The organism is Pseudomonas sp. SJZ080 (assembly GCF_007828295.1).
In the GTDB taxonomy this organism is placed as follows: Bacteria; Pseudomonadota; Gammaproteobacteria; order Pseudomonadales; family Pseudomonadaceae; genus Aquipseudomonas; species Aquipseudomonas migulae_A.
The window spans coordinates 398,161-423,060 of the sequence record NZ_VIUK01000001.1; the positions used below are offsets into that span (position 1 = coordinate 398,161).

Genomic DNA, 24,900 nt, shown 5'->3' on the forward strand with positions numbered 1-24,900 from the left:
AGCGGGCTTGCTCGCGAAGGCGGTGGGTCAGTCAATATTCATATTGGGTGTGCCGACACCTTTGCGAGCAAGCCCGCTCCCACAGGGGATTGAGTGGAATCTTAGAGTTGCGGCATGTCCGGGCTATCAATCTGCTCCAGCATCCACTTCACAAAATCCCGCACCTTGGGCACTTCCGCCGAATGCTCCGGGTACGCCAGGTAATAGGCATCGGAACTGGGCATCGCATGCTGCCAGGGAATGACCAGTTTGCCGTCGGCCAATTCCTCTTCCACCAGAAACCGCGGCAACAGCGCCACGCCGCAGCCGACCTGCGCTGCGCGGATGCACATGTAGAAGGTCTCGAAGCGCGGCCCGTGGTAGCTGTGTTCGGTGTGGTAACCCTGACTGTCGAACCAGTCGTGCCAGGCCTGCGGTCGGGAGGCGTTTTGCAGCAGGACCAGGTCGGTGAGTTGTGTCGGATCGGTGAACGGCGTGGCCGGCAGGCTACTCGGAGCACACACCGGAACAAGCTCTTCGCCGAACAGCTTCAGGCATTCGGTGCGGGGCCGTGAGCCTGGGCCGAAATAGAACGCCAGATCGCTGCGACCTTGCAGCAGGTCATCGGCTTCCTGCTCGCTGCACAGGTCCAGATGGATCGACGGGTGACGCAGGCGCCAACCCTTCAAGCGGGGCACCAGCCAGCGGGCACCGAAGGTCGGAGGGGTAGAGACGCGCAGGACTTCGGTTTCCCCGCCGTAGGAACGCAGGTAGTGGGTCGACATCTCGACTTGCGTGAGGATTTTTCGTACCTCGACCAGGTACAGATCACCGGCAGGGGTCATTTGCAGGCGTCGACGCACCCGGCGGAACAACAGGTGTTGCAACAACTCTTCCAGTTGCGCGACCTGTTTGCTGACGGCGCTCTGGGTCAGGTTCAGCTCTTCGGCGGCCCGTGTGAAGCTCAAATGCCGGGTCACGGCCTCGAAACACTGCAGCGCGGTGATCGACGGCAGGTAACGTTTATTCAGCATGGGTTGTCCTTTTTCTTGTTTCTTTCTGACCAGCAATTCGCAGCATGAATAAACGGAATGATATCTCTCTTAAAGGTCGTTTGTTGGGTAACCTCCGGCGAGCTAAAACTACAGGCCTGATCAGTCGTGATTTTCCGGCTGTACGTTTTGTGTTTTTTGCTCGAGGAGTGACCCATGGTTGCCGCATTGCTTGATCGTCTTGGTGTGAACCCGGCCCTGTACCAGAACGGCAAAGTGCCGGTGCATTCGCCGATCGATGGCAGCAGGATCGCCTCTGTGAACTGGGAAGGCGCTGCTGAAGTCGAGCAGCACATCAGTCGCGCAGATCATGCGTTCGAATTGTGGCGCAAGGTTCCGGCCCCGCGCCGTGGCGAGCTGGTGCGTCAACTGGGCGACATCCTGCGTGAATACAAGGCCGACCTCGGCGAGCTGGTGTCCTGGGAAGCCGGCAAGATCACTCAGGAAGGCCTGGGTGAAGTTCAGGAAATGATCGATATCTGCGACTTCGCCGTTGGTCTGTCGCGCCAGTTGTACGGTTTGACCATCGCTTCCGAGCGTCCTGGCCACCACATGCGCGAAACCTGGCACCCGCTGGGCATCGTTGGCGTGATCAGTGCGTTCAACTTCCCGGTGGCGGTCTGGGCCTGGAACACCACGCTGGCGCTGGTCTGCGGCAACCCGGTGATCTGGAAGCCGTCGGAGAAAACCCCGCTGACCGCACTGGCCTGCCAGGCGCTGTTCGACCGTGTACTGAAAAACTTCAGCGATGCACCTGCGCACCTGAGCCAGGTAATCATTGGTGGCCGCGATGCTGGCGAAGCGCTGGTCGATGACCCGCGTGTCGCGCTGATCAGCGCCACCGGCAGCACCCGCATGGGCCGCGAAGTGGCGCCGAAAATCGCCGCACGATTCGCCCGCAGCATTCTGGAACTGGGTGGCAACAACGCGATGATCCTAGGCCCAAGCGCCGATCTGGACATGGCTGTTCGCGCCATCCTGTTCAGCGCCGTCGGCACCGCCGGTCAGCGTTGCACCACGTTGCGTCGCCTGATCGCACACGAATCGGTGAAAGAAGAAATCGTTACCCGCCTGAAAGCCGCTTACTCCAAAGTGCGCATCGGCAATCCGCTGGAAGGCAACCTGATCGGCCCGCTGATCGACAAACACAGCTTCGACAACATGCAGGACGCGCTGGAGCAGGCCTTGAGCGAAGGCGGTCGGGTCTTCGGCGGCAAGCGCCAGCTGGAAGACAAATACCCGAACGCTTACTACGTCTCGCCGGCCATTGTTGAAATGCCGGAACAAAGTGACGTGGTCTGCCACGAAACCTTCGCGCCGATCCTGTACGTGGTCGGTTACAAGGACTTCGACGAAGCCCTGCGCCTGAACAACGCCGTGCCACAAGGCCTGTCCTCCTGCATCTTCACCACCGACGTGCGTGAAGCCGAGCAGTTCATGTCGGCGGTCGGCAGCGACTGCGGCATCGCCAACGTCAACATCGGCCCGAGCGGTGCGGAAATCGGCGGTGCGTTTGGTGGCGAGAAAGAAACGGGCGGTGGTCGTGAGTCGGGCTCCGATGCATGGCGCGGGTACATGCGCCGTCAGACCAACACGGTGAACTACTCGCTGGAGTTGCCGTTGGCGCAGGGCATTACGTTCGACTGATGAAATAGTGGTGTGCTTGAAAAGATCGCAGCCTTCGGCAGCTCCTACGGGATTGTGCCTGGCTGCGGTTTTGTAGGAGCTGCCGAAGGCTGCGATCTTTTTGGCGGCTTGGTTAGGTTTCTGTTGGAGTCTGGCAATGCCGTTACGCGAAGAGTGTCTGTGGGAAAAACTGACGCCGCAAAGACCTGATAACGCGGCGCTCAAGGGCGAGGTGAAGGTCGATGTCTGCGTCATCGGCGCCGGGTTCACCGGCCTGTCGGCGGCGGTGCATCTGCTGGAACAAGGCAAGACGGTGTGCGTGCTGGAAGCCCATCGCGCGGGTCATGGCGGTTCGGGGCGCAATGTCGGGCTGGTCAATGCCGGCATGTGGATTCCACCGGACGACATCGAAGCCGGGTTCGGTGAAGCGGTCGGCAGTCAGCTCAATCGCATGCTGGGGGCGGCACCTTCGTTGGTGTTCAGCCTGGTCGACAAGTACAACATCGATTGCCAGTTACGCCGCGAAGGCACGCTGCACATGGCGCACAACGCCCGTGGCGAAGCGGACCTGCGCAGTCGTGAAGAACAATGGAAGCGTCGCGGTGCACCGGTCGAACTGCTGACCGGTCAAGCCTGCGAACAGGCAACCGGCACCAAGAAGATCGCCGCCGCGCTGCTTGATCGGCGTGCTGGCACGATCAACCCGATGGCATACACCACGGGGCTGGCCAAAGCGGCCATCGGCCTCGGCGGTCAGCTGTTCGATCATTCTCCCGTGACCCGGCTCGAACGTCAGGGGCAGAAGTGGTCAGTGCAGACCGCACAGGGTTCGGTGCTCGCCGAGCAGGTGGTCATTGCTTCCAACGCTTACACCGAAGGCGACTGGACGGAGCTTCGGCGCAATTTCTTCCCCGGTTACTACTATCAGGTGGCTTCGGTGCCGCTGACTGAAGACGCCGCACAGCAAATCCTGCCCGGTGGCCAGGGTTCCTGGGACACGCGACAGGTACTCAGCAGCATTCGTCGCGATAAAGACGGTCGCCTGTTGCTCGGCAGTCTGGGTAATGGCAATCAGAAACCGACCTGGTTCCTCAAGGCCTGGGCCGATCGGGTTCAGCAGCACTATTTCCCTTACCTAAAACCGGTGGAGTGGGAATGCACCTGGACGGGTTGCATCGCTTTCACTCCCGATCATTTGATGCGCCTGTTCGAGCCGGCGCCCGGTTTAGTGGCAGTCACAGGCTACAACGGTCGAGGCGTGACCACTGGCACTGTAGTGGGCAAAGCCTTTGCCGATTATTTGTGTAACGGAAATCCTCAGGCACTGCCGATTCCCTTCGCGCCCATGCAGCCATTGGCTGGGGTGGGGCTGCGTAGCTGTCTGTATGAAGCGGGATTTTCGCTGTATCACGCGGGCCAGTGCTTGCGGATCGTGATTTGATTGTTGAAATTTGTTGCCGGGAGCGGCGCTTTTCGGAGCAGCGACTAGCCTGTAAAAGGTGCGGGTTGTAGCAGTACCGCACCAGCAGTGTGCACTTCGGTGACGTACGTTGTTACAGGCTGGTTGCACGTCGTTTGGCGTCGCGGTTGCAATGATGGCGCGCGCGGGTTGCGCCTTTAAAAATAAATGGTTTCACCTTCAGCGGTTTAGACGGTTGCACGCCCAATGAAAATGGGCTCGAAACAGTCGAAAAAACAATAAAGCAGCGACTTTTTTCAGAATAAAAAACCGATGGCACGGCCCTTGCTCTGAGCATTCAGAGAAGTCGCAGTGCCAACTAAAAAAAACCTTGGAGCACCACCTCATGTCCCAGACGTTTTACAAGAAAGGCTTTCTGGCCCTCGCAGTGGCAACTGCGCTGGGTGTTTCTGCGTTTGCACAGGCTGACGTAAAAATCGGTGTGGCGGGTCCAATGACGGGCGCCAACGCGGCATTTGGCGAGCAGTACATGAAGGGTGCGCAGGCAGCGGCCGATGCCATCAACGCATCGGGCGGCGTTAACGGGGAAAAAATCGTACTGGTCAAGGGCGATGACGCCTGCGAACCGAAACAGGCTGTGACGGTCGCCAAGGACCTGACCAACCAGAAAGTAGCAGGCGTGGTCGGTCACTTCTGCTCCTCGTCGACCATTCCGGCCTCCGAGATCTACGACGAAGCAGGCATCATCGCAATCACTCCGGGCTCCACCAACCCACAAGTGACCGAGCGCGGCCTGAGCGCCATGTTCCGTATGTGCGGCCGTGACGACCAGCAGGGTATCGTGGCCGGCGACTACATCGTCGACGTGCTCAAGGGCAAGAAAGTCGTGGTTCTGCACGACAAAGACACCTACGGTCAAGGTCTGGCGGATGCCACCAAGGCTCAACTGGCCAAGCGCGGCGTGACGCCGGTGCTGTACGAAGGTCTGACCCGTGGCGAAAAAGACTTCAGCGCCGTGGTGACCAAGATCCGTGCAGCCGGTGCCGATGTCGTCTACTTCGGCGGCCTGCACCCGGAAGCCGGTCCACTGGTTCGCCAACTGCGTGAGCAAGGCCTCAAGGACGTCAAGTTCATGTCCGATGATGGCATCGTGACTGACGAACTCGTGACCACCGCCGGTGGCCCGCAGAACGTTGACGGCGTTTACATGACCTTCGGCGCTGACCCACGCCTGCTGCCAGACAGCAAGACCGTGGTAGACACCTTCCGCAAGGCCGGCACCGAGCCAGAAGGCTACACCCTGTACGCCTACGCTTCGGTTCAGACACTGGCGGCTGCTTTCAACGGCGCCAAGTCCAACAGCGGCGAAAAAGCGGCTGAGTGGCTGAAGAAAAACCCGGTTAAAACCGTGATGGGCGAGAAGACCTGGGACGCCAAGGGCGACCTGAAAGTCTCCGACTACGTGGTTTATCAGTGGGACAAGGATGGCAAATACCACCAACTGGAAAAACAGAAGTGATATGAGCTGCTGATCTACCCGGTGCCTTGTGCACCGGGTAGTCAACCAACATGTCCGTGCAGTACCTGTCTTTTCTCGTAGAGCTGCACACAACCGTGTTGCGCGGGTGGCTGAACCCCGGTCCGTCGCACCCGGCTTCTGTGCAGTCTCTCAAATGCGTGAGATTGCGTTATGGATGGTATTTTCCTGCAGCAACTGGTCAACGGTCTGACCCTCGGGTCGGTCTATGGCCTGATCGCCATCGGCTACACAATGGTCTATGGCATCATCGGCATGATCAACTTCGCCCATGGTGAGGTTTACATGATCTCCGCTTACCTCGCGGCGATCAGTCTGGCTCTGCTGGCATACTTCGGTATTGAATCCTTCCCTCTGCTGATGCTTGGCACACTGGTCTTCACCATCATCGTCACGGCGGTGTATGGCTGGGTCATCGAGCGTGTCGCCTACAAACCCCTGCGAAACTCCACCCGACTGGCACCGCTGATCAGCGCCATCGGTATTTCGCTGATCCTGCAAAACTATGCACAGATCGCACAGGGCGCCCGCCAACAAGGCGTACCGACCCTGCTGACCGGTGCATGGCGAGTGGAAGTCGGAAGCGGCTTCGTCCAGCTCACCTACACCAAGATCTTCATTCTGGTTGCCGCATTCGCCGGCATGGCCCTGCTGACCTACGTCATCAAATACACCAAGCTCGGCCGCATGTGCCGCGCCACCCAGCAAGACCGCAAGATGGCCTCGATCCTGGGCATCAACACCGACCGCGTGATTTCCTACGTGTTCATCATCGGTGCGGCAATGGCGGCCCTGGCCGGCGTGCTGATTACCATGAACTACGGCACGTTCGACTTCTACGCAGGCTTCGTCATCGGCATCAAGGCGTTCACCGCAGCGGTACTCGGCGGGATCGGCTCGCTGCCTGGCGCGATGCTCGGCGGGATCATCCTCGGGATTTCCGAGTCGCTGTTCTCGGGTCTGGTCAACTCGGACTACAAAGACGTTTTCAGCTTCTCGCTGCTCGTTCTCGTTCTGGTCTTTCGGCCCCAAGGCCTGCTCGGCCGTCCTCTTGTGTCGAAGGTGTAAGCGATGTCTTCAACCACTAAAAAAACCATTGATCTCAAAAGAAGCCTGGTTGACGCGATTCTTGCCGGTCTGGTCGCCCTCATTGTGTTCGGCCCGATTGTTGGCGTAGTCCTCGACGGCTACGGCTTCAATCTGGAAACGACCCGAGTGGCGTGGATTGTCGCCATCGTCATGGCCGGCCGCTTTGCCTTGAGCCTGTTCCTGCAAACGCCGAAAGGCCTGAGAATTCTCGAAGGCTTTGAAACTACCGGTTCGGGGGTTCATGTACTGGCGCCCGATTACAAATCCCGGCTGCGCTGGATCATCCCGCTGATGATCGTCATCGCCGTGGTGTTCCCGTTTTTCTCCAACTCCTACCTTCTGGGCGTGGTCATCCTCGGGTTGATCTACGTGCTGCTCGGGCTTGGTCTGAATATCGTGGTCGGCCTGGCCGGCCTGCTCGACCTCGGTTACGTGGCGTTTTACGCCATCGGCGCCTATGGGTTGGCACTCGGTTATCAATACCTGGGGCTGGGTTTCTGGACAGTGCTGCCACTGGCGGCGATTACGGCGGGGCTGGCCGGTTGCATCCTCGGTTTTCCGGTGTTGCGCCTGCACGGTGACTACCTGGCGATCGTGACCCTGGGCTTCGGTGAAATCATCCGCTTGATCCTCAACAACTGGCTGACCCTGACCGGTGGCCCGAACGGCATGCCGGCGCCGCTTCCAACCTTCTTCGGCCTCGAGTTCGGCAAAAGGGCGAAGGACGGTGGCGTTCCGTTCCATGAGTTTTTCGGTATCGCCTACAACCCGGACGTGAAGTACTACTTCATCTACGCGGTGTTGTTCCTCGTGGTGCTGGCCGTGCTGTATATCAAGCATCGTCTGACCCGCATGCCGGTCGGTCGCGCATGGGAAGCCTTGCGTGAAGATGAAATCGCCTGTCGCTCCATGGGTCTGAATCACGTGCTGGTCAAGCTTTCAGCGTTCACCATCGGTGCGTCGACGGCCGGTCTCGCCGGCGTGTTCTTCGCCACCTACCAGGGTTTCGTCAACCCGACCTCGTTCACCTTCTTTGAATCGGCCCTGATCCTCGCCATCGTGGTGCTTGGCGGCATGGGCTCGACCATCGGCGTGGTCATCGCAGCCTTTGTGCTGACCGTGGCCCCGGAACTGCTGCGTGGCTTCGCGGAATACCGCGTGTTGCTGTTCGGCATCCTGATGGTGTTGATGATGATCTGGCGACCGCGCGGCCTGATTCGGATCAGCCGTACCGGTGTGACCCCGCGTAAAGGAGTAGCGCCATGAGCGAAGTCGTACTCTCGGTCGAGAAGCTGATGATGCACTTCGGCGGCATCAAGGCGTTGAACGATGTCAGCCTGAAGGTCAAGCGCAACTCGATCTTCGCCCTGATCGGCCCCAACGGCGCCGGCAAGACCACCGTGTTCAACTGCCTGACCGGTTTCTACAAGGCCTCGGGCGGCAAGATCGAGCTCAACGTGCGTGGCGAACGGACCGATGTCATCAAAATGCTCGGTGAACCGTTCAAGGCGACTGATTTCGTATCGCCGAAAAGCTTCATCAGCCGGCTCCACTACAAGATGTTCGGCGGTACCCACCTAGTGAACCGGGCCGGCCTGGCGCGGACCTTCCAGAACATTCGCCTGTTCAAGGAAATGTCGGTGCTGGAAAACCTGCTGGTGGCCCAGCACATGTGGGTCAACCGCAGCATGCTTGCCGGCATCCTCAACACCAAGGGCTATCGCAAGGCTGAAAGCGATGCACTGGACCACGCCTTCTACTGGCTGGAAGTGGTGGACCTGGTGGACTGCGCCAACCGCCTGGCCGGTGAGCTGTCCTACGGTCAGCAACGCCGCCTGGAAATCGCCCGGGCCATGTGCACCCGTCCGCAGATCATCTGCCTCGACGAACCGGCCGCCGGCCTCAACCCTCAGGAAACCGAAGCGCTGAGCGCGATGATCCGGCTGCTGCGCGACGAGCACGATCTGACCGTGGTGCTGATCGAACACGACATGGGCATGGTTATGAGCATTTCCGACCACATCGTGGTGCTGGACCACGGCGTCGTCATCGCCGAAGGTGGCCCTGAGGCGATTCGCAACGATCCGAAAGTGATTGCAGCCTATCTGGGTGCCGATGAAGAGGAGGTGGCGCTATGAGCAAACCTATCCTCGAACTCAAAGACCTGGACGTATTTTACGGTCCGATCCAGGCCCTGAAAAAAGTCTCGATGCACATCAACGAAGGGGAAACCGTCAGCCTCATCGGCTCCAACGGCGCGGGCAAGTCGACCCTGCTGATGTCGATCTTCGGCCAGCCGCGCGCGGCAGACGGGCAGATCCTCTATCAGGGCGTGGACATCACCCATAAGTCGTCGCACTACATTGCGTCCAACGGCATTGCGCAATCACCGGAAGGCCGGCGCGTGTTCCCCGACATGACCGTCGAGGAAAACCTGCAGATGGGCACCATCCCGATTGGTGACAAGTACGCCAAGGAAGACATGCAACGCATGTTCGAGCTGTTTCCGCGTCTCGAAGAGCGGCGGACCCAGCGGGCCATGACCATGTCCGGCGGCGAACAGCAAATGCTCGCCATCGCCCGTGCGCTGATGAGCCGACCCAAGCTGCTATTGCTCGACGAGCCGAGCCTGGGTCTGGCGCCGATCGTGGTGAAACAGATCTTTGCCACCCTGCGGGAACTGGCCAAGACCGGTATGACCATCTTCCTGGTCGAGCAGAACGCCAACCACGCGCTCAAGCTGTCGGACCGGGCGTATGTCATGGTCAACGGCGAGATCCGTCTGACGGGCACCGGCAAGGAGTTGCTGGTGAACGAAGAGGTGCGTAACGCTTATCTCGGCGGGCATTGAATCCTGTTGAAATACCCAAAGCCCCGACGAGCAATCGTCGGGGCTTTTTTACGCCTCCAATACGCCGCAAATCCCTTGTGGGAGCGGGCGTGCTCGTGAAGGCGATGTTTCAGTCACGTTGATGCCAGATGTGCCACCGCTTTCGCGAGCACGCCCGCTCCCGCAAGGTTGTCGGGGAATTGTGGAGAACAAATTTGCCAAGCTCTCAAAGCGCGACATAAAGCCGCTGCAAATAGTTGTTTTGTCACGGTTTTGACTTGTCCCCGTTTGCTGTGGAGCTGGCTGTGAATAACATGGGAGTAGCTGGCTGAAGGCCTTTAGAAACGTGGCTTGCAGAGATGTGGTTGTTTTTTGATCAGGCCCTTTTGCCGAACCTGCGGTCTACTTTGTCAACCTTTTTATCAGTGCCGAAAATGGTCTGAAAGGGTTGAGGGCAGCCTGTGGATAAGTCTGTGGTTAAACTCTGGAAAGACTCGGCTGAGGGCCGTAGTTACTGGCTCGGCGCCATCGCCGGTTGACCGGGTCAATCGTGCAAAATGCCATGGGCTACACAGTGAGCGCTCCAGGGTCAAGCAAAAAACTTTGTGATCTGCCCGCAAAGCCTTGTGCACAGCGGCTTTCAGCTTTTTTACTTGCCCCCGGAAACTGTGGACCGGCCTGTGGATAACGTGCGCGTATATGGCTGCAGGCCGCGGGGGATATGGCGTCGCCGGCATTGATCGTTTTTCGTACAGCTTTTGTGGTGGTTGCCGCTGTCGGCAAGGCCGGGCATGCTGCCAGCTGATTTTCTATTCCAATGGCTGCCCGTCGGCCGAAGCAAGGAGAACACGATGTCCAACACCCTGTTTATTACCGGCGCGACGTCCGGTTTTGGTGAAGCCTGTGCCCGTCGTTTTGCCGAGGCTGGCTGGAAACTGGTGCTGACAGGTCGTCGTGAAGAACGCCTCAATGCCCTATGCGCCGAGTTGTCGAAGCAGACCGAGGTCCATGGCCTGGTGCTCGACGTGCGTGATCGCAAAGCCATGGAGGAGGCGATTGCCAATCTGCCGCCGTCCTTCGTCAAGCTGCGCGGGCTGATCAACAACGCCGGCCTCGCGCTCGGCGTGGACCCGGCGCCGAAGTGCAACCTTGATGATTGGGACACCATGGTCGACACCAACATCAAGGGCCTGATGTACAGCACTCGTCTGCTGCTGCCGCGCCTGATCGCCCATGGTCGTGGCGCCAGCATCGTCAACCTCGGTTCCATCGCCGGCAACTACCCGTATCCGGGCAGTCACGTGTATGGCGCGAGCAAGGCGTTCGTCAAACAGTTCTCCCTGAACCTGCGCTGTGACCTGCAGGGCACAGGCGTGCGTGTCAGCAACATTGAGCCGGGCCTGTGCGAGAGCGAATTCTCGCTGGTGCGCTTTGCCGGTGATCAGGAGCGGTACAACGCGACCTACGCCGGTGCCGAGCCGATCCAGCCGCAAGACATCGCCGACACCATTTTCTGGGTGCTCAATGCGCCGGCCCACATCAACATCAACAGCCTCGAGCTGATGCCGGTGAGCCAGACGTGGAGCGGGTTTGCGATTGAGCGTAATGGTGGCAAGGCGTAAGACCGCGTTATCGTTCTTCGCGAGCAAGCACGCTCCCACATTTGAATTGTGTCGGTCACAAGATATCGAATGTGGGAGCGGGCTTGCTCGCGAAAGCGGTGGGACAGTCAGCCGAGATAATCAGCCAGTCCGCGATAGCAGGTCGCCAAGTGATAAGGCGTGGTCGAAGGCATGTCCTGACGGCTCACTTCACCGTTCTCATCGCGGCATTCATACCAGCCCTCTGCATGCAGCGAACGCTGTTGCAGCGCCTGCAATTGGCGCAATACCGATGCCCCGCTGTCCGGGCGCAAGGTCAGCGCACGCAAGTATTCAGCCTGAGCCCAGATGCGTTGGGTGCCATCCTTCGATTGCCCGTCCAGCGTGAGCATTGCCCGTACCGCCCCACTCGATTGATCGACACCCAGCTGCTCGGTGTACGCAAAGGCGCGTTCCAGGGATGCGTGCAGTCTGGAGCCACGCAACAAAGGTGAAGATTCCAGCAGGAAATACCACTCGAACTGATGCCCCGGTTCAAACCAGTTATCCACAGCGCCGAGCGGTTTTTCCATCAGCACACCGTGGTGCAGATCGATAAAGCGCTTCTGCATGGCTGTGCATAACTCGACGAGCGCGCGCTGTACGGCGAGGTCTTCGCGCACCGACAGCGTGGCGAGGAATGCTTCGGCCAGGTGCATCAGCGGGTTTTGCAGCGGCCCGGTATTCAGCGACGACCAGTCACGTTCAAGGCACGCTTCGTACAGGCCGTCGCCCGTGACAAAACGCTGCGAAACCACTTCCAGCACGGCGTTGAGCACCGATTCCACCAGCGGCTCCCGAACCTTGTCCCAGTAATGGGCGCAGGCGAAGAGAATGAAGGCGTGGGTGTAGAGATCCTTGCGCTGATCCAGCGGCGCGCCCTGCGGGTCAATGCTGTAGAACCAGCCACCGTGTTCGGCGTCATGGAAATGTTGCTGCAACGAGCGGAACAACGCCGCGGCACGCTCTTCGGCGCCTGGTACCTGGCCGATCAGGCTGGAGAACAGATACAGCTGTCGCGCGCAGGCCATGGCCCGGTAGCGTTGAGGTGGCAAAGGTTGATGCCCGGCGTCCAGCGCCTCGTAGGGCAGTGCCAGCTCGGCATTCCAGCCGGGGCCTTGCCAGAGGGGCACGATCACGTCCTGGAAATGCGCTTGCACAGTGGCAAACAGAGCGGTCAATTCAGGCTGGAGAGCGGAGCGGGAAACAGGCGGCATTGGCTGGCGTCGTCACGGCAGGGTTGATTGCGCGACATGTTATCAGGCCTGAGAGATGTGGTGTCTGTCAGTCCGCCTTCGCGAGCAAGCCCGCTCCCACACTGGAACGGAGTACACCGAACCAATCTGGGAGCGAGCTTGCTCGCGAAGAGGCCATCACCGGCACTGCAAAATCAACCCGCCAACAACCAAACCCCTGCCGCCGCCGAAGCCGCGCCCGCCAGACGAACCAGCGGCGCCGCCACCTGCGGCAACGCTCTAACCACCGCATAACCGGCCGCGTGCAAGGCCGCCGTCGCCGCCACAAATCCTGCGGCATACGCCCATGGACTCGACATGTCCGGCAATTCCAGCCCATGCGCCACACCATGGAACAGTGCAAACAATGCCGTCGCACCCACCGCCAAACCCAATGGCGGACGCACTGCCAATGCCACCGCCAGACCCAGCGCCAGCACCGATGCGGCAATCCCGCTTTCCAGTGCCGGCAGGTTCAGCCCCTCAAACCCAAGCAGTCCGCCGATCAGCATGGTGCCGACAAACGTGAACGGCAGCGCCCAACGCGCAGCGCCTTTCTGCTGTGCCGCCCACAATCCGACCGCAACCATCGCCAGCAAGTGGTCGAGGCCGCCGATCGGGTGGCTGATGCCGGCGATCAATCCATTGTCGCCGTGACCGGGGTGGGCAAAGGCGATGGCCGGGGTCAGCAGCAAGGCCATGGCGCCGAGAATGCGTTTAAGTGACATGGATAAGCTTCCTTGTTGATAAGTGGGGTCGTGATCAGGCTGCGGTCAGCAGGCCCTGGCGTTCGATGAACGCGATGATGTCTTCCAAGCCCAGTCCGGTTTTCTGGTTGCTGAAGACAAACGGTTTGCCGTTGCGCATGCGTTTGGTATCGCTGTCCATCATCTCCAGCGAAGCACCCACCAAGGGGGCGAGGTCGATCTTGTTGATCACCAGCAGATCGGATTTGCAGATCCCCGGCCCGCCCTTGCGCGGCAGCTTGTCGCCGGCCGAGACGTCGATCACATAGATGGTCAGGTCAGACAGTTCCGGGCTGAACGTGGCCGACAGATTGTCGCCACCGGACTCCACCAGGATCAGGTCCAGCCCCGGAAAGCGGCGGTTCAGTTGATCCACGGCTTCGAGGTTGATCGAGGCGTCTTCGCGGATCGCCGTATGTGGGCAGCCGCCGGTTTCCACGCCGATGATCCGCTCCGGCGCCAAGGCTTCGTTGCGCACCAGAAAATCAGCGTCTTCGCGGGTGTAGATGTCATTGGTCACGACGGCCAGGTTGTAGCGATCGCGCAACGCCAGACACAGGGCCAGCGTCAATGCGGTTTTTCCGGAACCGACCGGGCCGCCGATGCCGACGCGCAGGGGTTGTGTGTTCATGTGGTTCTCCAAAATAAAAGGCCCTAGGAACGGAACAGACGGCTGTACTGGCGCTCATGGGCCATGCACGCCAGGGACAGGCCGAAAGCGGCGCTGCCATAGTGTTCGGGGTTGATGCGGGTGGCGTTCTGTTGGGCTTCCTGCAATAGCGGCAGCAATTCGCTGGTCAGGCGTTGCGCGGCTTGCTGGCCCAGCGGCAAGGTTTTCATCAGCACCGCCAGCTGGTTTTCCAGCCAGCTCCACAGCCAGGCCGCCAATGCGTCCTGCGGGCTGATACGCCAGGCGCGCGCAGCCAGCGCCCAGCCGAGGGCCAGGTGCGGTTCGGGACGCTGATCGAGAAAGGCACGGGCCGGCGCATCGAGTTCCGGCAAACCGTTGAGCAGTTGCTGCAAGGAATAACCCATCTGCCGGCTTTCCTGATGCAACTCGCGGGTTTCCCGGCTGGCGCGGTGTTCTTCGCAGCGTTGCAGCAATTCGCCCCAGTTTTCTTCGGCGGCTGCTGTGCAATGGGCGAGCAACAGAGGCGCCTCGAAGCGCGCCAGGTTCAGCAACAACTGATCGCTGATCCAGCGCCGGGCACTGTCGGCGTCGTTCACCCGACCGTTATCCACCGCCATTTCCAGGCCTTGGGAATAGCTGTAGCCGCCAATCGGCAGTTGCGGACTGGCCAGGCGCAGCAGCGCCCAGGCCGGGTTCATGGACGTACGCCGAACTGGTGCAGTTTCGGCGGGTAGTTGAAGTCCTCGTCGCCATGCCGCGAATGGTGATGCCCACCGCCATAGGCGCCGTGCTCCGGCTGGAACGGCGCCTCGATGTTTTCGACCTTGGCATCAAGTTGTTCGAGCATCGCCTTGAGCACGTAATCATCGAGCAGGCGCAACCAGCCGTCGCCGACTTGCAGGGCGACGTGGCGATTGCCCAGGTGATAAGCAGCGCGGGTCAGCTCGAAAGCGTTGGCGCAGGTGACATGCAGCAATTGTTCGGGGCGGGCACAGACGCGGACGATGCGACCGTCTTCAGCCTTTAGGCATTCGCCGTCATACAGCGGCGGCTGACCGCGCTCCAAAAACAACCCGACGTCTTCACCTTCGGCACTGAAACAGCGCAAGCGGCTTTTGCTCCGGGCTTCGAAGGTCAGGTGCAGTTCAGCGGCCCAGACGGGTTGAGGGTCGATTCTGCGATGAATCACCAGCATCGGAAAGCTTCCAGCAATGAACGATAGTCAGGCTAGAGCAAGGGGCTTGCCAATCGGGGGATGTGTAGGAAATGCCTGTCGGAGCGACGGTCGCGTTTCAAATTGTTGCGGTAATTTGGTGCGCGGCATTGTGGGTCGCACCAAATGATGGCGCGAGGTGTGCTCCAGATTAGTCGCGAGTTGCACAACTTTGCAGGACCCGGCTTGCTGGCGATAGCGCCCTCTCAGTCGACCCAAATGTTGCCTGGCCCGCCGCTATCACCAGCAAGCCGGCTCCTACAGGAGATAGGTGTATTTGCCGCGCACAAAAAAGATCGCAGCCTGCGGCAGCTCCTACAGAGAATTGCGATCCGTGTAAGAGCTGCCGCAGGCTGCGATCTTTTCAGGCGTTATTCGGTGCTACCGAGGCCTTGCCAGTGTTTCAGACCGATAAAGATAAACCGCAACTGTTGGGTAATCTTCGCCTGTGGCGTCAAATGCTCGGGCAATGCTTCTGCCGGCGGATCAATAATGTCCGGCAAGGTCGCGAACACACTTTTAACAATCAGGTCTGCCATGACGCTCAGGCCGGCGATGTCGAGATGTTGCAGCTTGGGCATCAGCGACAAGTCGGCCGCCAAGTCCGAGCTGATGTCTTCGCGCAACCGTCCAATGGCCAGACGCACCGGCAGCGAACCGCCGTACTGCTCGCGGGCGAGAAACAGGAATTGCGAACGATTGGCCGCCACCACGTCGAGAAAGATCCGCACGGAGGCATCGATGATGCCGCCCATCACGAATTCGTTGTGGCGCACCAGGCGAATGGTTTCGCGGAAGGTCTGACCGACTTCGCTCACCAGCACCAGGCCCAGTTCATCCATATCGGCAAAATGCCGGTAAAAACCGGTGGGGACGATGCCGGCGGTTTTCGCCACTTCGCGCAGGCTCAGGCTGCCGAATCCTCGGCCGCATTCCATCAAATGGCGGGCAGCGTCCATCAGGGCGTTGCGGGTTTGTTGTTTCTGTTCGGCGCGGGGCAGCATCGCAAGGGTGTTTTTCTGGACAGGACAGCGGCGCACTCTAGCAAATCGGCTTTGCTGGCGTCGAACGACTATCGGGGGGCAACTAATAGCGGGCAGGCGGGGGAAGGGGGGGTCTATAAAATCAAAAGCCCAATCCGGGGATTGGGCTTTTTTTCAGGGCCGCCATGGGCTTAGCTCAAAGCGCTGTTGCGTTCGATCACGCGGTCACCACCACCTTCAGCGAGGGTTTGACCTTGTGGAGTGCGATCGGAGCCGTCAGCAGCCAGGGTTTGACCTTGTGGAGTGCGATCGGAGCCGTCAGCAGCGAGGGTTTGACCTTGTGGAGTGCGATCGGAGCCGTCAGCAGCGAGGGTTTGACCTTGTGGAGTGCGATCGGAACCGTCAGCAGCGAGGGTTTGACCTTGTGGAGTGCGATCGGAACCGTCAGCAGCCAGGGTTTGGCCTTGTGGAGTGCGATCGGAACCGTCAGCTGCCAGGGTTTGACCTTGTGGGGTGCGGTCCGAGCCATCTTGAGTGATCAGGCCTTTTTCTTTCAGGCGATCGTTACCACCTTCGGCAACAGTCTGGCTGAACACCGAGTGGCTCGATTTGACTTGTGGGGTTGCCTGATCTGCAGCTGGCAGAGCGAAAGCGGTGCTGGCCAGCAGTGAGAGGGAAAGGCTAAGCAGTAATTGGCGTTTCATGATCGGGTGCTCCGTAGGAAGGCAATAAAGTGGGTACGAGGGCAATGCTACTCTCGATAAGTCGATATAAAAGTTCATAAACGCAATGGTAATAATCAACGGAATTGATTGTTCCGTGCGAAGGCTCTAGAACGGGCCTTTCCGGCGGTTGTTTTTGCACAGAAGTGGGTATTTTCGACTCACTTGCGCCACGCAAAAGTGCGGGGCGGTAACGCCGGATTGCGAGAGCAGGGTGTCCCCGACCGATTATTTGAGCGTTAAGCGCATTTTTCGGTTAAACCTGCGCGCCGTTTCCCAGTCCTAGCTTCATGGCAGGCCGGTTCGGGCCTAACGTTTCACACGTGCGTCGCAGTCAGGGCGCTCAGTCGTATTCAGGAGCCCTGTGCAATGACGCGCACCCCCAAGATTTTTGCCTGGACCTTTGCCAGCCTCGTTGTTCTGCTGGCGATACTGGTTCTGATCATCGCGTTCTTCGATTGGAACCGGATCAAACCGACCATCAACAACAAAGTTTCCGAAGAACTGCATCGACCGTTCGCCATCAATGGCAACCTCACGGTGGTCTGGCGGCGCGAGCTCGACGAGGGCGGCTGGCGGGCGTGGGTGCCGTGGCCGCATGTGGTGGCGCAGGACCTGAGCTTGGGCAACCCGGACTGGTCGAAGCAGCCGCAGATGGTCACGCTCAAACGCGTCGAGCTGCGCCTGTCGCCGCTGGCCTTGCTGGCTCAACGGGTAACGATCCCGCGCATTGACTTGACCGAACCGAACGCAGACCTCCAGCGTCTGGCCGATGGCCGTGCAAACTGGACGTTCAAGTTCGACCCCAAAGACCCGAACGCCGAGCCTTCCAGCTGGGTGCTCGACATCGGCGCCATTGGCTTCGACAAGGGCCACGTCACCCTTGACGACCAGAGCCTGAAAACGCAGCTCGACCTGATCATCGACCCGTTGGGCAAACCGATTCCGTTCAGCGAAATCGTCGGCGAAAAAGTGGCGAAAACCGCACAAGAGAAAGGCGCTGCACCCCAGGACTACGCGTTTGCGTTGAAGGTCAAAGGCCAATACCACGGGCAGAAACTCGCGGGTGACGGCAAGGTCGGCGGTTTGCTGGCCCTGCAGGATTCGGCCCGACCGTTCCCGCTCCAGGCTCAGGTAAAAATCGCCGATACCAGTGTCGAACTCGCGGGCACGCTGACCGACCCACTCAACCTTGGCGCGTTGGACCTGCGCCTGAAACTGGCCGGCAGCAGCCTGGGTAACCTCTATCCGCTGACCGGCGTGACCCTGCCGGATACACCGCCCTACGCCACCGACGGCCACTTGATCGCCAAACTGCACGAGGCGGGCGGGGCGGTGTTCCGTTATGAAGAGTTCAACGGCAAGATCGGCGAGAGCGACATTCATGGCAGCCTGGCCTACGTCGCCAGCGAGCCACGGCCGAAACTCAGCGGTTCACTGCTCTCCAATCAGCTGTTGTTTGCCGACCTTGCGCCCTTGATCGGCGCTGACTCCAACGCCAAACAAAAGGCCCGTGGCGGCGAAAGCAAGCAACCGGCGGACAAGGCGCTGCCGGTCGAAGAGTTCAAGACCGAGCGCTGGCGTGACATGGACGCCGATGTCGAATTCACCGGTAAACGCATCGTCCACAGTGCAAAACTGCCGTTCAACGACCTTTATACTCACTTGGTATTGACCGACGGCGTGCTCAGCCTCGAGCCCCTGCGATTCGGTGTGGCCGGCGGTAAGCTGGATGCGCAGATTCGCTTGAACGGTCGCACCGAACCGTTGGACGGCAGTGCGAAACTCACCGCGCGCGGGTTCAAGCTCAAGGAGTTGTTCCCGACCTTTGAACCGATGAAAACCAGTTTCGGCGAACTCAATGGCGACGCCGACATCAGCGGTCGTGGCAACTCGGTAGCGAAACTGCTGGGCACTGCCAATGGCAACCTGAAGATGCTGATCAACGATGGCGCAATCAGCCGTGAGTTGATGGAGCTGGCCGGACTCAATGTCGGCAACTATGTGGTCGGCAAGATCTTTGGTGACAAGGAAGTGAAGATCAATTGCGCGGCAGCCGACTTCGACATCAAGACCGGCCTGGCCACCACGCGGCTGTTCGTCTTCGATACGGAGAACGCGATCATCTATATCGATGGCACGGCGAACATGGCGACTGAGCAACTGGACCTTACGATTACCCCGGAATCCAAGGGCTGGCGTTTGATTTCGCTGCGTTCGCCACTGTATGTGCGGGGCAAGTTCATCAAGCCGGATGCCGGCGTCAAGGCGGTGCCGTTGATATTGCGCGGTGCGGGGATGGTGGCGTTGGGTGTAATCGCGGCGCCGGCGGCGGGATTGCTGGCGCTGGTGGCGCCGAGTGGTGGCGAGCCGAATCAGTGTGCATCGTTGTTGCAGCAGATGAAGGCGGGCAAGGCGCCGGTGACCGTTAAGCCCACCAAATAATCGGGTGTCTGTGAGGGCCCCTTCGCGAGCAAGCCCGCTCCCACATTCGGCCGTATTCCCTCTGGAGGAACTCGGTCGAATGTGGGAGCGGGCTTGCTCGCGATGACGATGTGTCAGGCGTTACAGATCCTTCAGAATGTCCGCCATATCATCCGCATGCTCTTCTTCCTGAGCCAGGATGTCTTCGAAGATGCGCCGGGTGGTCGGGTCTTTCTCGCCGATGTACTGAATGATCTCGCGATAGCTGTCGATGGCGATGCGCTCGGCGACCAGGTCTTCGTAGACCATCTCTTTAAGTGAGTTGCCGGCCACGTACTGCGCGTGGGAGTTTTTTGACAAAAGGTCTGGATTGAATTCAGGCTCGCCGCCCAGTTGCACGATGCGCTCGGCCAATCGGTCGGCGTGCGCGGCTTCCTGGTTCGCGTGCTCAAGGAACTCCTCGGCGGCGACGTGGGCTTTCAGGCCGTTGGCCATGAAATAGTGACGCTTGTAGCGCAACACGCAGACCAGTTCGGTGGCCAGCGATTCGTTGAGCAGACGCAGCACTTCGTCGAGGTCGGCGCTGTAGCTTTCGGTCACTGCGCCGTTCTCGACGTTCTGGCGGGCACGTGCGCGAAGGGTCGTTACATCAGACAAATGCATGTCACTCATCTCGTTCTCCTTGGAGGCTAATCCGGGGATTGCGTCACTTTCTGGGGAAGTGATCACTCCTTAGGTGTGAGTGATGAATTTCGCGAAAAGTTTGATGTAATTTTCCATCGAAAAAGATCGCAGGCTACGCCAGCTCCTACAGGGGGAGGCGTTCTCCTGTAGGAGCTGGCGCAGCCTGCGATCTTGGCAATAGGCCAGACAATCGTGCTTCTTCTTGCAACCACGAAAAAAAGGCTCGGACCGGCGGATGGCGCTCGCGCCCCGGAACGCAAAGCGCGCTATAGCCGGCGCCTTCCACCTGAATGTCACTCCGGTAAGCCACCAGCAAACCGCTGGCCACACTTTCCGACACCAGAATGTTGCTCGCCAGCACCAGGCCTTGCCCGGCGATGGCGGCTTGCAGGGCGTAATGTTCTTCATCGTATTCCCGGACGGCCGGTTGCCCCGCCAGCCAGGTTTCGCCGGACTGCGCGCACCACGCTTCCCAGCCATGGGCGTACAGCTTCGAGTTATGCCAGCGCACGCTGATCAGCGTCGGCGTGCGCTTGGCCGCGAGCGCAACCTGTTCGGGTGAGCCATAAACGCCGAACGATTCATCGAACAGGCACTGGCCATAAAGGTTTGGGTAGTCATCGAGGCTGTAGCGCACCACCAGATCGACGCTGGCGTCCTGATGCAAATCGATCACTTCGCAATGGGTGTCCAGGCGCAGGCTGATGTTCGGATGCCGGGCGTAAAAGCGCCCGAGTCGTGGCACCAGCCACAGCGCGGCAAACGCGGCGGTGGTGGAGATCGTCAGGCTCGTGCCGCTGCGTTGCGGGCGCAAGGTGTCGACGCTCTGGGCCACTTCCAGAAAAGCACCGTGCAGGCTGTGGAACAGACGCTCACCGCACTCGGTCAGGCGAACCTGCCGTGGCAGGCGCTGAAACAGCGGCACACCGAGCCAGCTCTCCAGCGAACGAATCTGATGGGAAACCGCCGTTGGCGTGACGGACAGTTCTTCGGCGGCGGCCTTGAAGCTCAACAGGCGCGAGGCCGATTCAAAGGCGCGCAGGGCGGTCAGCGGCAGCGAGGCGAACATTGATGACTCCATGGATGAAATTAACTCATCCAGACTGATTTTTACTCATTTGAGGCGAGACGGTGGCGAGCTCAACCTGCACGCCACACACCGTTTGAGTTTAGTCCTCAGGAGATTCAGATGAACAGAGTTCTTGCCATTCACGCCAGCCCACGGGGCGAACGTTCCCACTCCCGTCGCTTGGCCGAAGTGTTTCTCAGCGCTTGGCAGGCGCGCCATCCGCAATCGCAACTGACCCGACGCGAAGTCGGTCGGGCGCTGATTCCACCGGTCAACGAGGCGTTTGTGGCTGCCGCGTTCTACCCCGAACCCGATGCACGGCCGCTGTCGATGCAGGCCGATCTCGCGTTCAGCGATCAACTGGTGGGTGAATTGCTGGGCCACGATTTGCTGGTGATCTCCACGCCCATGCACAACTTCAGCGTGCCCAGCGGCCTCAAGGCGTGGATCGATCAGATCGTGCGGCTCGGCCTGACTTTCAATCACATGCTGGACAATGGCGTCGCCCAATACGAGCCGCTGGTACGGGGCAAGAAAGCGCTGATCGTCACCAGCCGTGGCGGATTCGGCTTCGGTCCCGGAGGGGAACTCGAAGCCCTGAACCATGCCGATACGTTGCTGCGCACGGCACTGGGTTTCATCGGCATTACCGACGTCACCGTGGTCGCCGCCGAAGGCGAAGAGTCCGCCGAGCGCACCTTTGAAATCTCCGTCGCCGAGGCCGAACAGCGTTTGCTGACGCTGGCCAGGGAGTTCTAGATGGCCTGGGTGTTTTTGCTGATCGCCGCCGGGTTCGAAGTCACGTTCGCCATGGGCATGAAGTATGCCGCAGGTTTCACCCGGCTCTGGCCGTCGCTGATCACGGTTGTTGCGGCGGTGGGCGGGATCTACTTCCTGACCCTGGCCATGCGCGAATTGCCGGTGAGCATCGCCTACCCGATCTGGACCGCCATCGGTTCGCTGGGCACAGTGTTTCTCGGGTTTGCGTTGCTCGGCGAAAGCCTGACGGCGGTCAAACTGGTGTCGGTCGGGCTGATCGTGGCCGGTGTGGCGGGGCTGAAGTAGAGCGGATGTCATAGACTGGTCGTCGAGTTGTCATTTTTGATGACGATGCTTGGCTGATGTCTTGCATTCAGCCTTGCGTCACCTCACCGATCACAAGGATGTCCGCCCATGTCGCAAGGTTCTGCCACGCGTTATCCGTTGGTGCTGGTCCCGGGAATGCTCGGGTTTATCCGTCTGGTGCTGTATCCGTACTGGTACGGGATTGTCGCGGCGTTGCGCCAAGGGGGGGCGACGGTGATTGCGGTGCAGGTTTCGCCGCTGCACTCGACCGAGGTGCGCGGCGAACAATTGCTGGCGCGAATCGACGAGATCCTGCGGGAAACCGGCGCCGAGAAGGTCAACCTGATCGGCCATAGCCAGGGCTCGCTGACCGCCCGTTACGCCGCCGCGAAACGCCCGGATCTCGTGGCGTCCGTCACGTCGGTGGCGGGGCCCAATCACGGCTCGGAACTGGCGGATTACCTGCACAAGCATTACCCGGCGGACAGCGTTAAGGGACGGCTGCTCGCCTTTTTTCTCTGGGTCATCGGCGCGTTGATGAGCCTGCTGGAAACCGGCTATCGCGGGCCGAAGCTGCCGGTGGATATTCACGCCTCCCATGAATCGCTGACGACGGCCGGGGTGACGCTGTTCAATCAGCGTTATCCACAGGGCTTGCCGCAAACCTGGGGTGGGCACGGGCCGGAAGAGGTCAACGGCGTGCGCTATTACTCGTGGTCCGGCACCTTGCAGCCGGGCAAGACCGATCGCGGGCGCAATCTGTTCGACGGGACCAACCGCAGTTGTCGGTTGTTTGCCAAAACCTTCGTGCGCGAAGTCGGGCATTGCGACGGGATGGTCGGGCGTTACAGCTCGCATCTGGGGACGGTGATTGGCGATGAGTATCCGCTGGACCACTTCGACATCGTCAATCAGTCGCTGGGGTTGGTGGGGAAGGGGGCCGAGCCGATTCGGTTGTTTGTCGAGCATGCGGCGCGGTTGAAAGCGGCAGGGGTTTAGGCGTCAGTCCGCGTTATCGTTCTTCGCCAGCAAGCCGTCTCCTACAGGTCTGGGCGTCGTGACCATTACCTGCGCCCGACACCAGACTTGTAGGAGCCGGCTTGCTGGCGATGGCGTCTATTCAGGCGGCGCCAACCTTGCGGCCCAACACCGTGGTCCAGCGCTCCGAAAGAATCACCCCACCCAACGTCAACACCCCGCCCACCAGGTGATACATCGCCAACTGCTCATGCAGCACCAACGCTGCGATCAGCGCCGTCAGCAACGGCAGCAGATTGAAAAACTGCGTGGTCCGACTCGGCCCCAGGCGCACCACGGCCTGCATCCACGCCAGCGGCGCAACCATGGAAGCGAGCAGGCAGGCGTACAGCACCAGCGGAATGTTCTGCAGCGTCGGGCCTATTTTCGGCGACACGGCGAACAGCGGAAACAGCACCACCACCGCCACCCACACCTGCAGGTACAACAACACCAGCGGCGGCAAACGCAGCTGCCACTTTTTCAGCAGCGTGCTGTAGATCGCGTAGGCCAGCGTGGCGATCAGCATCATCGCATCGCCCAGATTCACCCCGTGTTCCAGCAAAGCCCCGAGGCTGCCGGACGACACCACCACCAACACCCCTGCAAACGACAGCACGGCACCGGCCAGGGCTCCCGCCGTCAGGCGCTGGCCGAGGCTGACGATCGCCATGGCCAGCGACATCAACGGCATCAGCGACAGAATGATCCCCATGTTGGTGGCGGATGTCAGCGACGCCGCGAAATACGCCAGGCTCTGATAAACCGCCATTCCGAGCACACCGAGGGTGAAAATCTTCCCCAGGTTCGGGCGGATCTTCGACCAATGGGCGATGACGGGTTTGAGCATGAAGGGCGTGAATAACAAGCCGGCCAGCAGCCAGCGGTAAAAACCGATCTCGGCGGGGAAGATCGCTCCGGCCGACATTTTGGTGATCACGGTGTTGCCGGCCCAAATGAAAATGGCCAGCAGGGGAAAAGCGTATTGCATCGGAAAAAACCAGAAACGTTAATGAGGGGTGATTATCGCCTGTCTGGATGAAAGCCTATACTTCGATCCAGACAACCCGCCCCGGATGACGGACAGCATGACCAGTAAACACATCGACCTGCTGGACTTCAGCGAATTGCCTTCGCCGGTCTACTTCCGTTATGCCGACTTCGATACCCACGAATATGCCTCGGCCCACCGTCACCCCTGGGGCACGCTGGAGTATTCGGCCAACGGTGTCCTGCACATGGAAATCGGCAGCAGCCGGTTCATGTCGCCACCGCAATATGCCGTGTGGGTGCCGCCGCAGATCGAGCACAGTTTTTACAGCAATCAGCCGATCAACTACCGCGCGGTCTGCCTCGCGCCGTCGCTTTGCCAGGAACTGCCACCGCAGGCCTGCACGTTGGCAATCAGCGACATTCTCAAAGCGATCCTCAAGGACTTCGCCGCTCGTGATGTGAAAATTCCCGAACAGGCTGCGGACAAGCGCCTGGCCCAGGTGCTGGTGGATCAGCTGCAACAGGCGCCCGTTCACCAGTGCTACTTGCCCTACGCCAGCAGCCCCGGGCTGCTCGGCATACTGGAAGCCTTGCAGGCCGAGCCCGGGGATAACCGGCCGCTGTCGGCGTGGGCTACGCAGATCCACGTCAGCGAGCGCACGCTGGCGCGGCAGTTTGTGCGCGAATTGGGTATGAGTTTCGGCGAGTGGCGGCAGCGCTTGCGCTTTCTGGCTGCGATCGAGGCACTCGACAGTCACCGCAGCATTCAGGAGATCGCTTTCGACATGGGTTACAGCACCGGTTCGGCGTTCATCGCGATGTTTCAACGTCAGGCCGGGTGCACGCCGGAACAGTATCGACGCAGCCATCTCGAGAACAGGAAGGTGTAACAGGCTTTGTCTACACTCCAGAGCGAGGCCGTGCCCCTCGGTGCGGCAACAAGGA

Annotated in this window: 24 protein-coding genes; 13 read left to right on the forward strand and 11 right to left on the reverse strand. The window is 60.1% G+C overall.

Translation table 11 applies throughout. The features are described from left to right. Positions 1 to 101 precede the first annotated feature (101 nt). Positions 102 to 1,013 carry a LysR family transcriptional regulator gene (locus tag FBY04_RS01820; RefSeq protein ID WP_084319306.1) on the reverse strand — a complete coding sequence of 304 codons (912 nt, stop codon included), beginning with the start codon at positions 1,011 to 1,013 and terminating at the stop codon, positions 102 to 104. 174 nt (positions 1,014 to 1,187) lie between these two features. Between FBY04_RS01820 and FBY04_RS01825 the strand changes: the two genes are divergently transcribed. The 8 genes from FBY04_RS01825 to FBY04_RS01865 all read left to right on the forward strand — a co-directional run bounded on the left by FBY04_RS01825 (position 1,188) and on the right by FBY04_RS01865 (position 11,155). Beyond that, positions 1,188 to 2,678 (forward strand): aldehyde dehydrogenase family protein, encoded by a 1,491-nt coding sequence (locus tag FBY04_RS01825; RefSeq protein ID WP_084319304.1) that lies wholly within the window; start codon positions 1,188 to 1,190, stop codon positions 2,676 to 2,678. 136 nt (positions 2,679 to 2,814) lie between these two features. Continuing rightward, on the forward strand, positions 2,815 to 4,098 hold the full coding sequence (locus tag FBY04_RS01830) for an FAD-binding oxidoreductase (protein WP_084319302.1): 1,284 nt from the start codon (positions 2,815 to 2,817) through the stop codon (positions 4,096 to 4,098). Positions 4,099 to 4,462: 364 nt separating this feature from the next. After that, positions 4,463 to 5,596 (forward strand): branched-chain amino acid ABC transporter substrate-binding protein, encoded by a 1,134-nt coding sequence (locus tag FBY04_RS01835; protein WP_084319300.1) that lies wholly within the window; start codon positions 4,463 to 4,465, stop codon positions 5,594 to 5,596. 171 nt (positions 5,597 to 5,767) lie between these two features. Beyond that, positions 5,768 to 6,682 (forward strand): branched-chain amino acid ABC transporter permease, encoded by a 915-nt coding sequence (locus tag FBY04_RS01840; protein WP_008035385.1) that lies wholly within the window; start codon positions 5,768 to 5,770, stop codon positions 6,680 to 6,682. Between the two features lie 3 nt (positions 6,683 to 6,685). Further along, complete coding sequence (gene livM / locus FBY04_RS01845) at positions 6,686 to 7,969, forward strand: high-affinity branched-chain amino acid ABC transporter permease LivM (RefSeq protein WP_084319298.1); 1,284 nt, start codon at positions 6,686 to 6,688, stop codon at positions 7,967 to 7,969. After that, a complete protein-coding gene (locus FBY04_RS01850; RefSeq protein WP_084319296.1) occupies positions 7,966 to 8,841 on the forward strand; it encodes an ABC transporter ATP-binding protein in 876 nt (291 codons plus the stop codon). Before livM ends, FBY04_RS01850 begins: the two co-directional genes overlap by 4 nt. Then, the gene (locus tag FBY04_RS01855; protein ID WP_084319294.1) at positions 8,838 to 9,554 is read left to right on the forward strand and encodes an ABC transporter ATP-binding protein; all 717 of its coding nucleotides are present in this window, start codon (positions 8,838 to 8,840) and stop codon (positions 9,552 to 9,554) included. Before FBY04_RS01850 ends, FBY04_RS01855 begins: the two co-directional genes overlap by 4 nt. 830 nt (positions 9,555 to 10,384) lie before the next feature. Further along, entirely contained in the window at positions 10,385 to 11,155 is a 771-nt protein-coding gene (locus tag FBY04_RS01865) for an SDR family oxidoreductase (protein ID WP_145314346.1), read from the forward strand. A 107-nt stretch (positions 11,156 to 11,262) separates the two neighbouring features. On the opposite strand, the gene FBY04_RS01870 is transcribed toward FBY04_RS01865, so the two are convergent. The 7 genes from FBY04_RS01870 to FBY04_RS01900 all read right to left on the reverse strand — a co-directional run bounded on the left by FBY04_RS01870 (position 11,263) and on the right by FBY04_RS01900 (position 16,685). Continuing rightward, positions 11,263 to 12,390 (reverse strand): AGE family epimerase/isomerase, encoded by a 1,128-nt coding sequence (locus FBY04_RS01870; RefSeq protein ID WP_145314347.1) that lies wholly within the window; start codon positions 12,388 to 12,390, stop codon positions 11,263 to 11,265. Between the two features lie 173 nt (positions 12,391 to 12,563). After that, positions 12,564 to 13,136: a HupE/UreJ family protein gene (locus FBY04_RS01875; protein WP_084319288.1), complete on the reverse strand. Its 573-nt coding sequence runs from the start codon at positions 13,134 to 13,136 to the stop codon at positions 12,564 to 12,566. A gap of 34 nt (positions 13,137 to 13,170) precedes the next feature. Further along, positions 13,171 to 13,785 carry an urease accessory protein UreG gene (gene ureG / locus FBY04_RS01880; protein ID WP_084319286.1) on the reverse strand — a complete coding sequence of 205 codons (615 nt, stop codon included), beginning with the start codon at positions 13,783 to 13,785 and terminating at the stop codon, positions 13,171 to 13,173. A 23-nt stretch (positions 13,786 to 13,808) separates the two neighbouring features. Then, complete coding sequence (locus tag FBY04_RS01885) at positions 13,809 to 14,483, reverse strand: urease accessory protein UreF (protein ID WP_084319285.1); 675 nt, start codon at positions 14,481 to 14,483, stop codon at positions 13,809 to 13,811. Continuing rightward, positions 14,480 to 14,980, reverse strand: a complete 501-nt coding sequence (gene ureE, locus FBY04_RS01890; protein WP_084319283.1) for an urease accessory protein UreE — start codon at positions 14,978 to 14,980, stop codon at positions 14,480 to 14,482. Before ureE ends, FBY04_RS01885 begins: the two co-directional genes overlap by 4 nt. A 389-nt stretch (positions 14,981 to 15,369) precedes the next feature. Continuing rightward, complete coding sequence (locus FBY04_RS01895; RefSeq protein ID WP_084319281.1) at positions 15,370 to 16,002, reverse strand: TetR family transcriptional regulator; 633 nt, start codon at positions 16,000 to 16,002, stop codon at positions 15,370 to 15,372. A gap of 170 nt (positions 16,003 to 16,172) precedes the next feature. Beyond that, positions 16,173 to 16,685 (reverse strand): hypothetical protein, encoded by a 513-nt coding sequence (locus FBY04_RS01900; protein WP_084319279.1) that lies wholly within the window; start codon positions 16,683 to 16,685, stop codon positions 16,173 to 16,175. Positions 16,686 to 17,072: 387 nt separating this feature from the next. Between FBY04_RS01900 and FBY04_RS01905 the strand changes: the two genes are divergently transcribed. After that, a complete protein-coding gene (locus FBY04_RS01905; RefSeq protein WP_145314348.1) occupies positions 17,073 to 19,148 on the forward strand; it encodes an AsmA family protein in 2,076 nt (691 codons plus the stop codon). 120 nt (positions 19,149 to 19,268) lie between these two features. Here FBY04_RS01905 and FBY04_RS01910 read toward each other — a convergent pair whose 3' ends face one another. Continuing rightward, positions 19,269 to 19,799 (reverse strand): bacterioferritin, encoded by a 531-nt coding sequence (locus tag FBY04_RS01910; RefSeq protein ID WP_084319275.1) that lies wholly within the window; start codon positions 19,797 to 19,799, stop codon positions 19,269 to 19,271. 136 nt (positions 19,800 to 19,935) lie between these two features. Continuing rightward, complete coding sequence (locus FBY04_RS01915; RefSeq protein WP_167362913.1) at positions 19,936 to 20,892, reverse strand: LysR substrate-binding domain-containing protein; 957 nt, start codon at positions 20,890 to 20,892, stop codon at positions 19,936 to 19,938. A 108-nt stretch (positions 20,893 to 21,000) separates the two neighbouring features. Here FBY04_RS01915 and FBY04_RS01920 point away from each other — a divergent pair, with 108 nt between their 5' ends. From FBY04_RS01920 to FBY04_RS01930, 3 genes are all read left to right on the forward strand, one after another. Continuing rightward, positions 21,001 to 21,639 carry an FMN-dependent NADH-azoreductase gene (locus tag FBY04_RS01920; protein ID WP_145314349.1) on the forward strand — a complete coding sequence of 213 codons (639 nt, stop codon included), beginning with the start codon at positions 21,001 to 21,003 and terminating at the stop codon, positions 21,637 to 21,639. Then, positions 21,640 to 21,945 (forward strand): multidrug efflux SMR transporter, encoded by a 306-nt coding sequence (locus FBY04_RS01925; protein ID WP_084319269.1) that lies wholly within the window; start codon positions 21,640 to 21,642, stop codon positions 21,943 to 21,945. Between the two features lie 108 nt (positions 21,946 to 22,053). Continuing rightward, positions 22,054 to 22,944, forward strand: a complete 891-nt coding sequence (locus tag FBY04_RS01930) for a triacylglycerol lipase (RefSeq protein ID WP_145314350.1) — start codon at positions 22,054 to 22,056, stop codon at positions 22,942 to 22,944. A 121-nt stretch (positions 22,945 to 23,065) separates the two neighbouring features. Here FBY04_RS01930 and FBY04_RS01935 read toward each other — a convergent pair whose 3' ends face one another. Beyond that, the gene (locus FBY04_RS01935) at positions 23,066 to 23,953 is read right to left on the reverse strand and encodes a DMT family transporter (RefSeq protein ID WP_084319266.1); all 888 of its coding nucleotides are present in this window, start codon (positions 23,951 to 23,953) and stop codon (positions 23,066 to 23,068) included. A gap of 97 nt (positions 23,954 to 24,050) precedes the next feature. Between FBY04_RS01935 and FBY04_RS01940 the strand changes: the two genes are divergently transcribed. Next, positions 24,051 to 24,845 (forward strand): helix-turn-helix transcriptional regulator, encoded by a 795-nt coding sequence (locus FBY04_RS01940; protein WP_178118245.1) that lies wholly within the window; start codon positions 24,051 to 24,053, stop codon positions 24,843 to 24,845. The last annotated feature ends 55 nt before the right edge of the window (positions 24,846 to 24,900 follow it).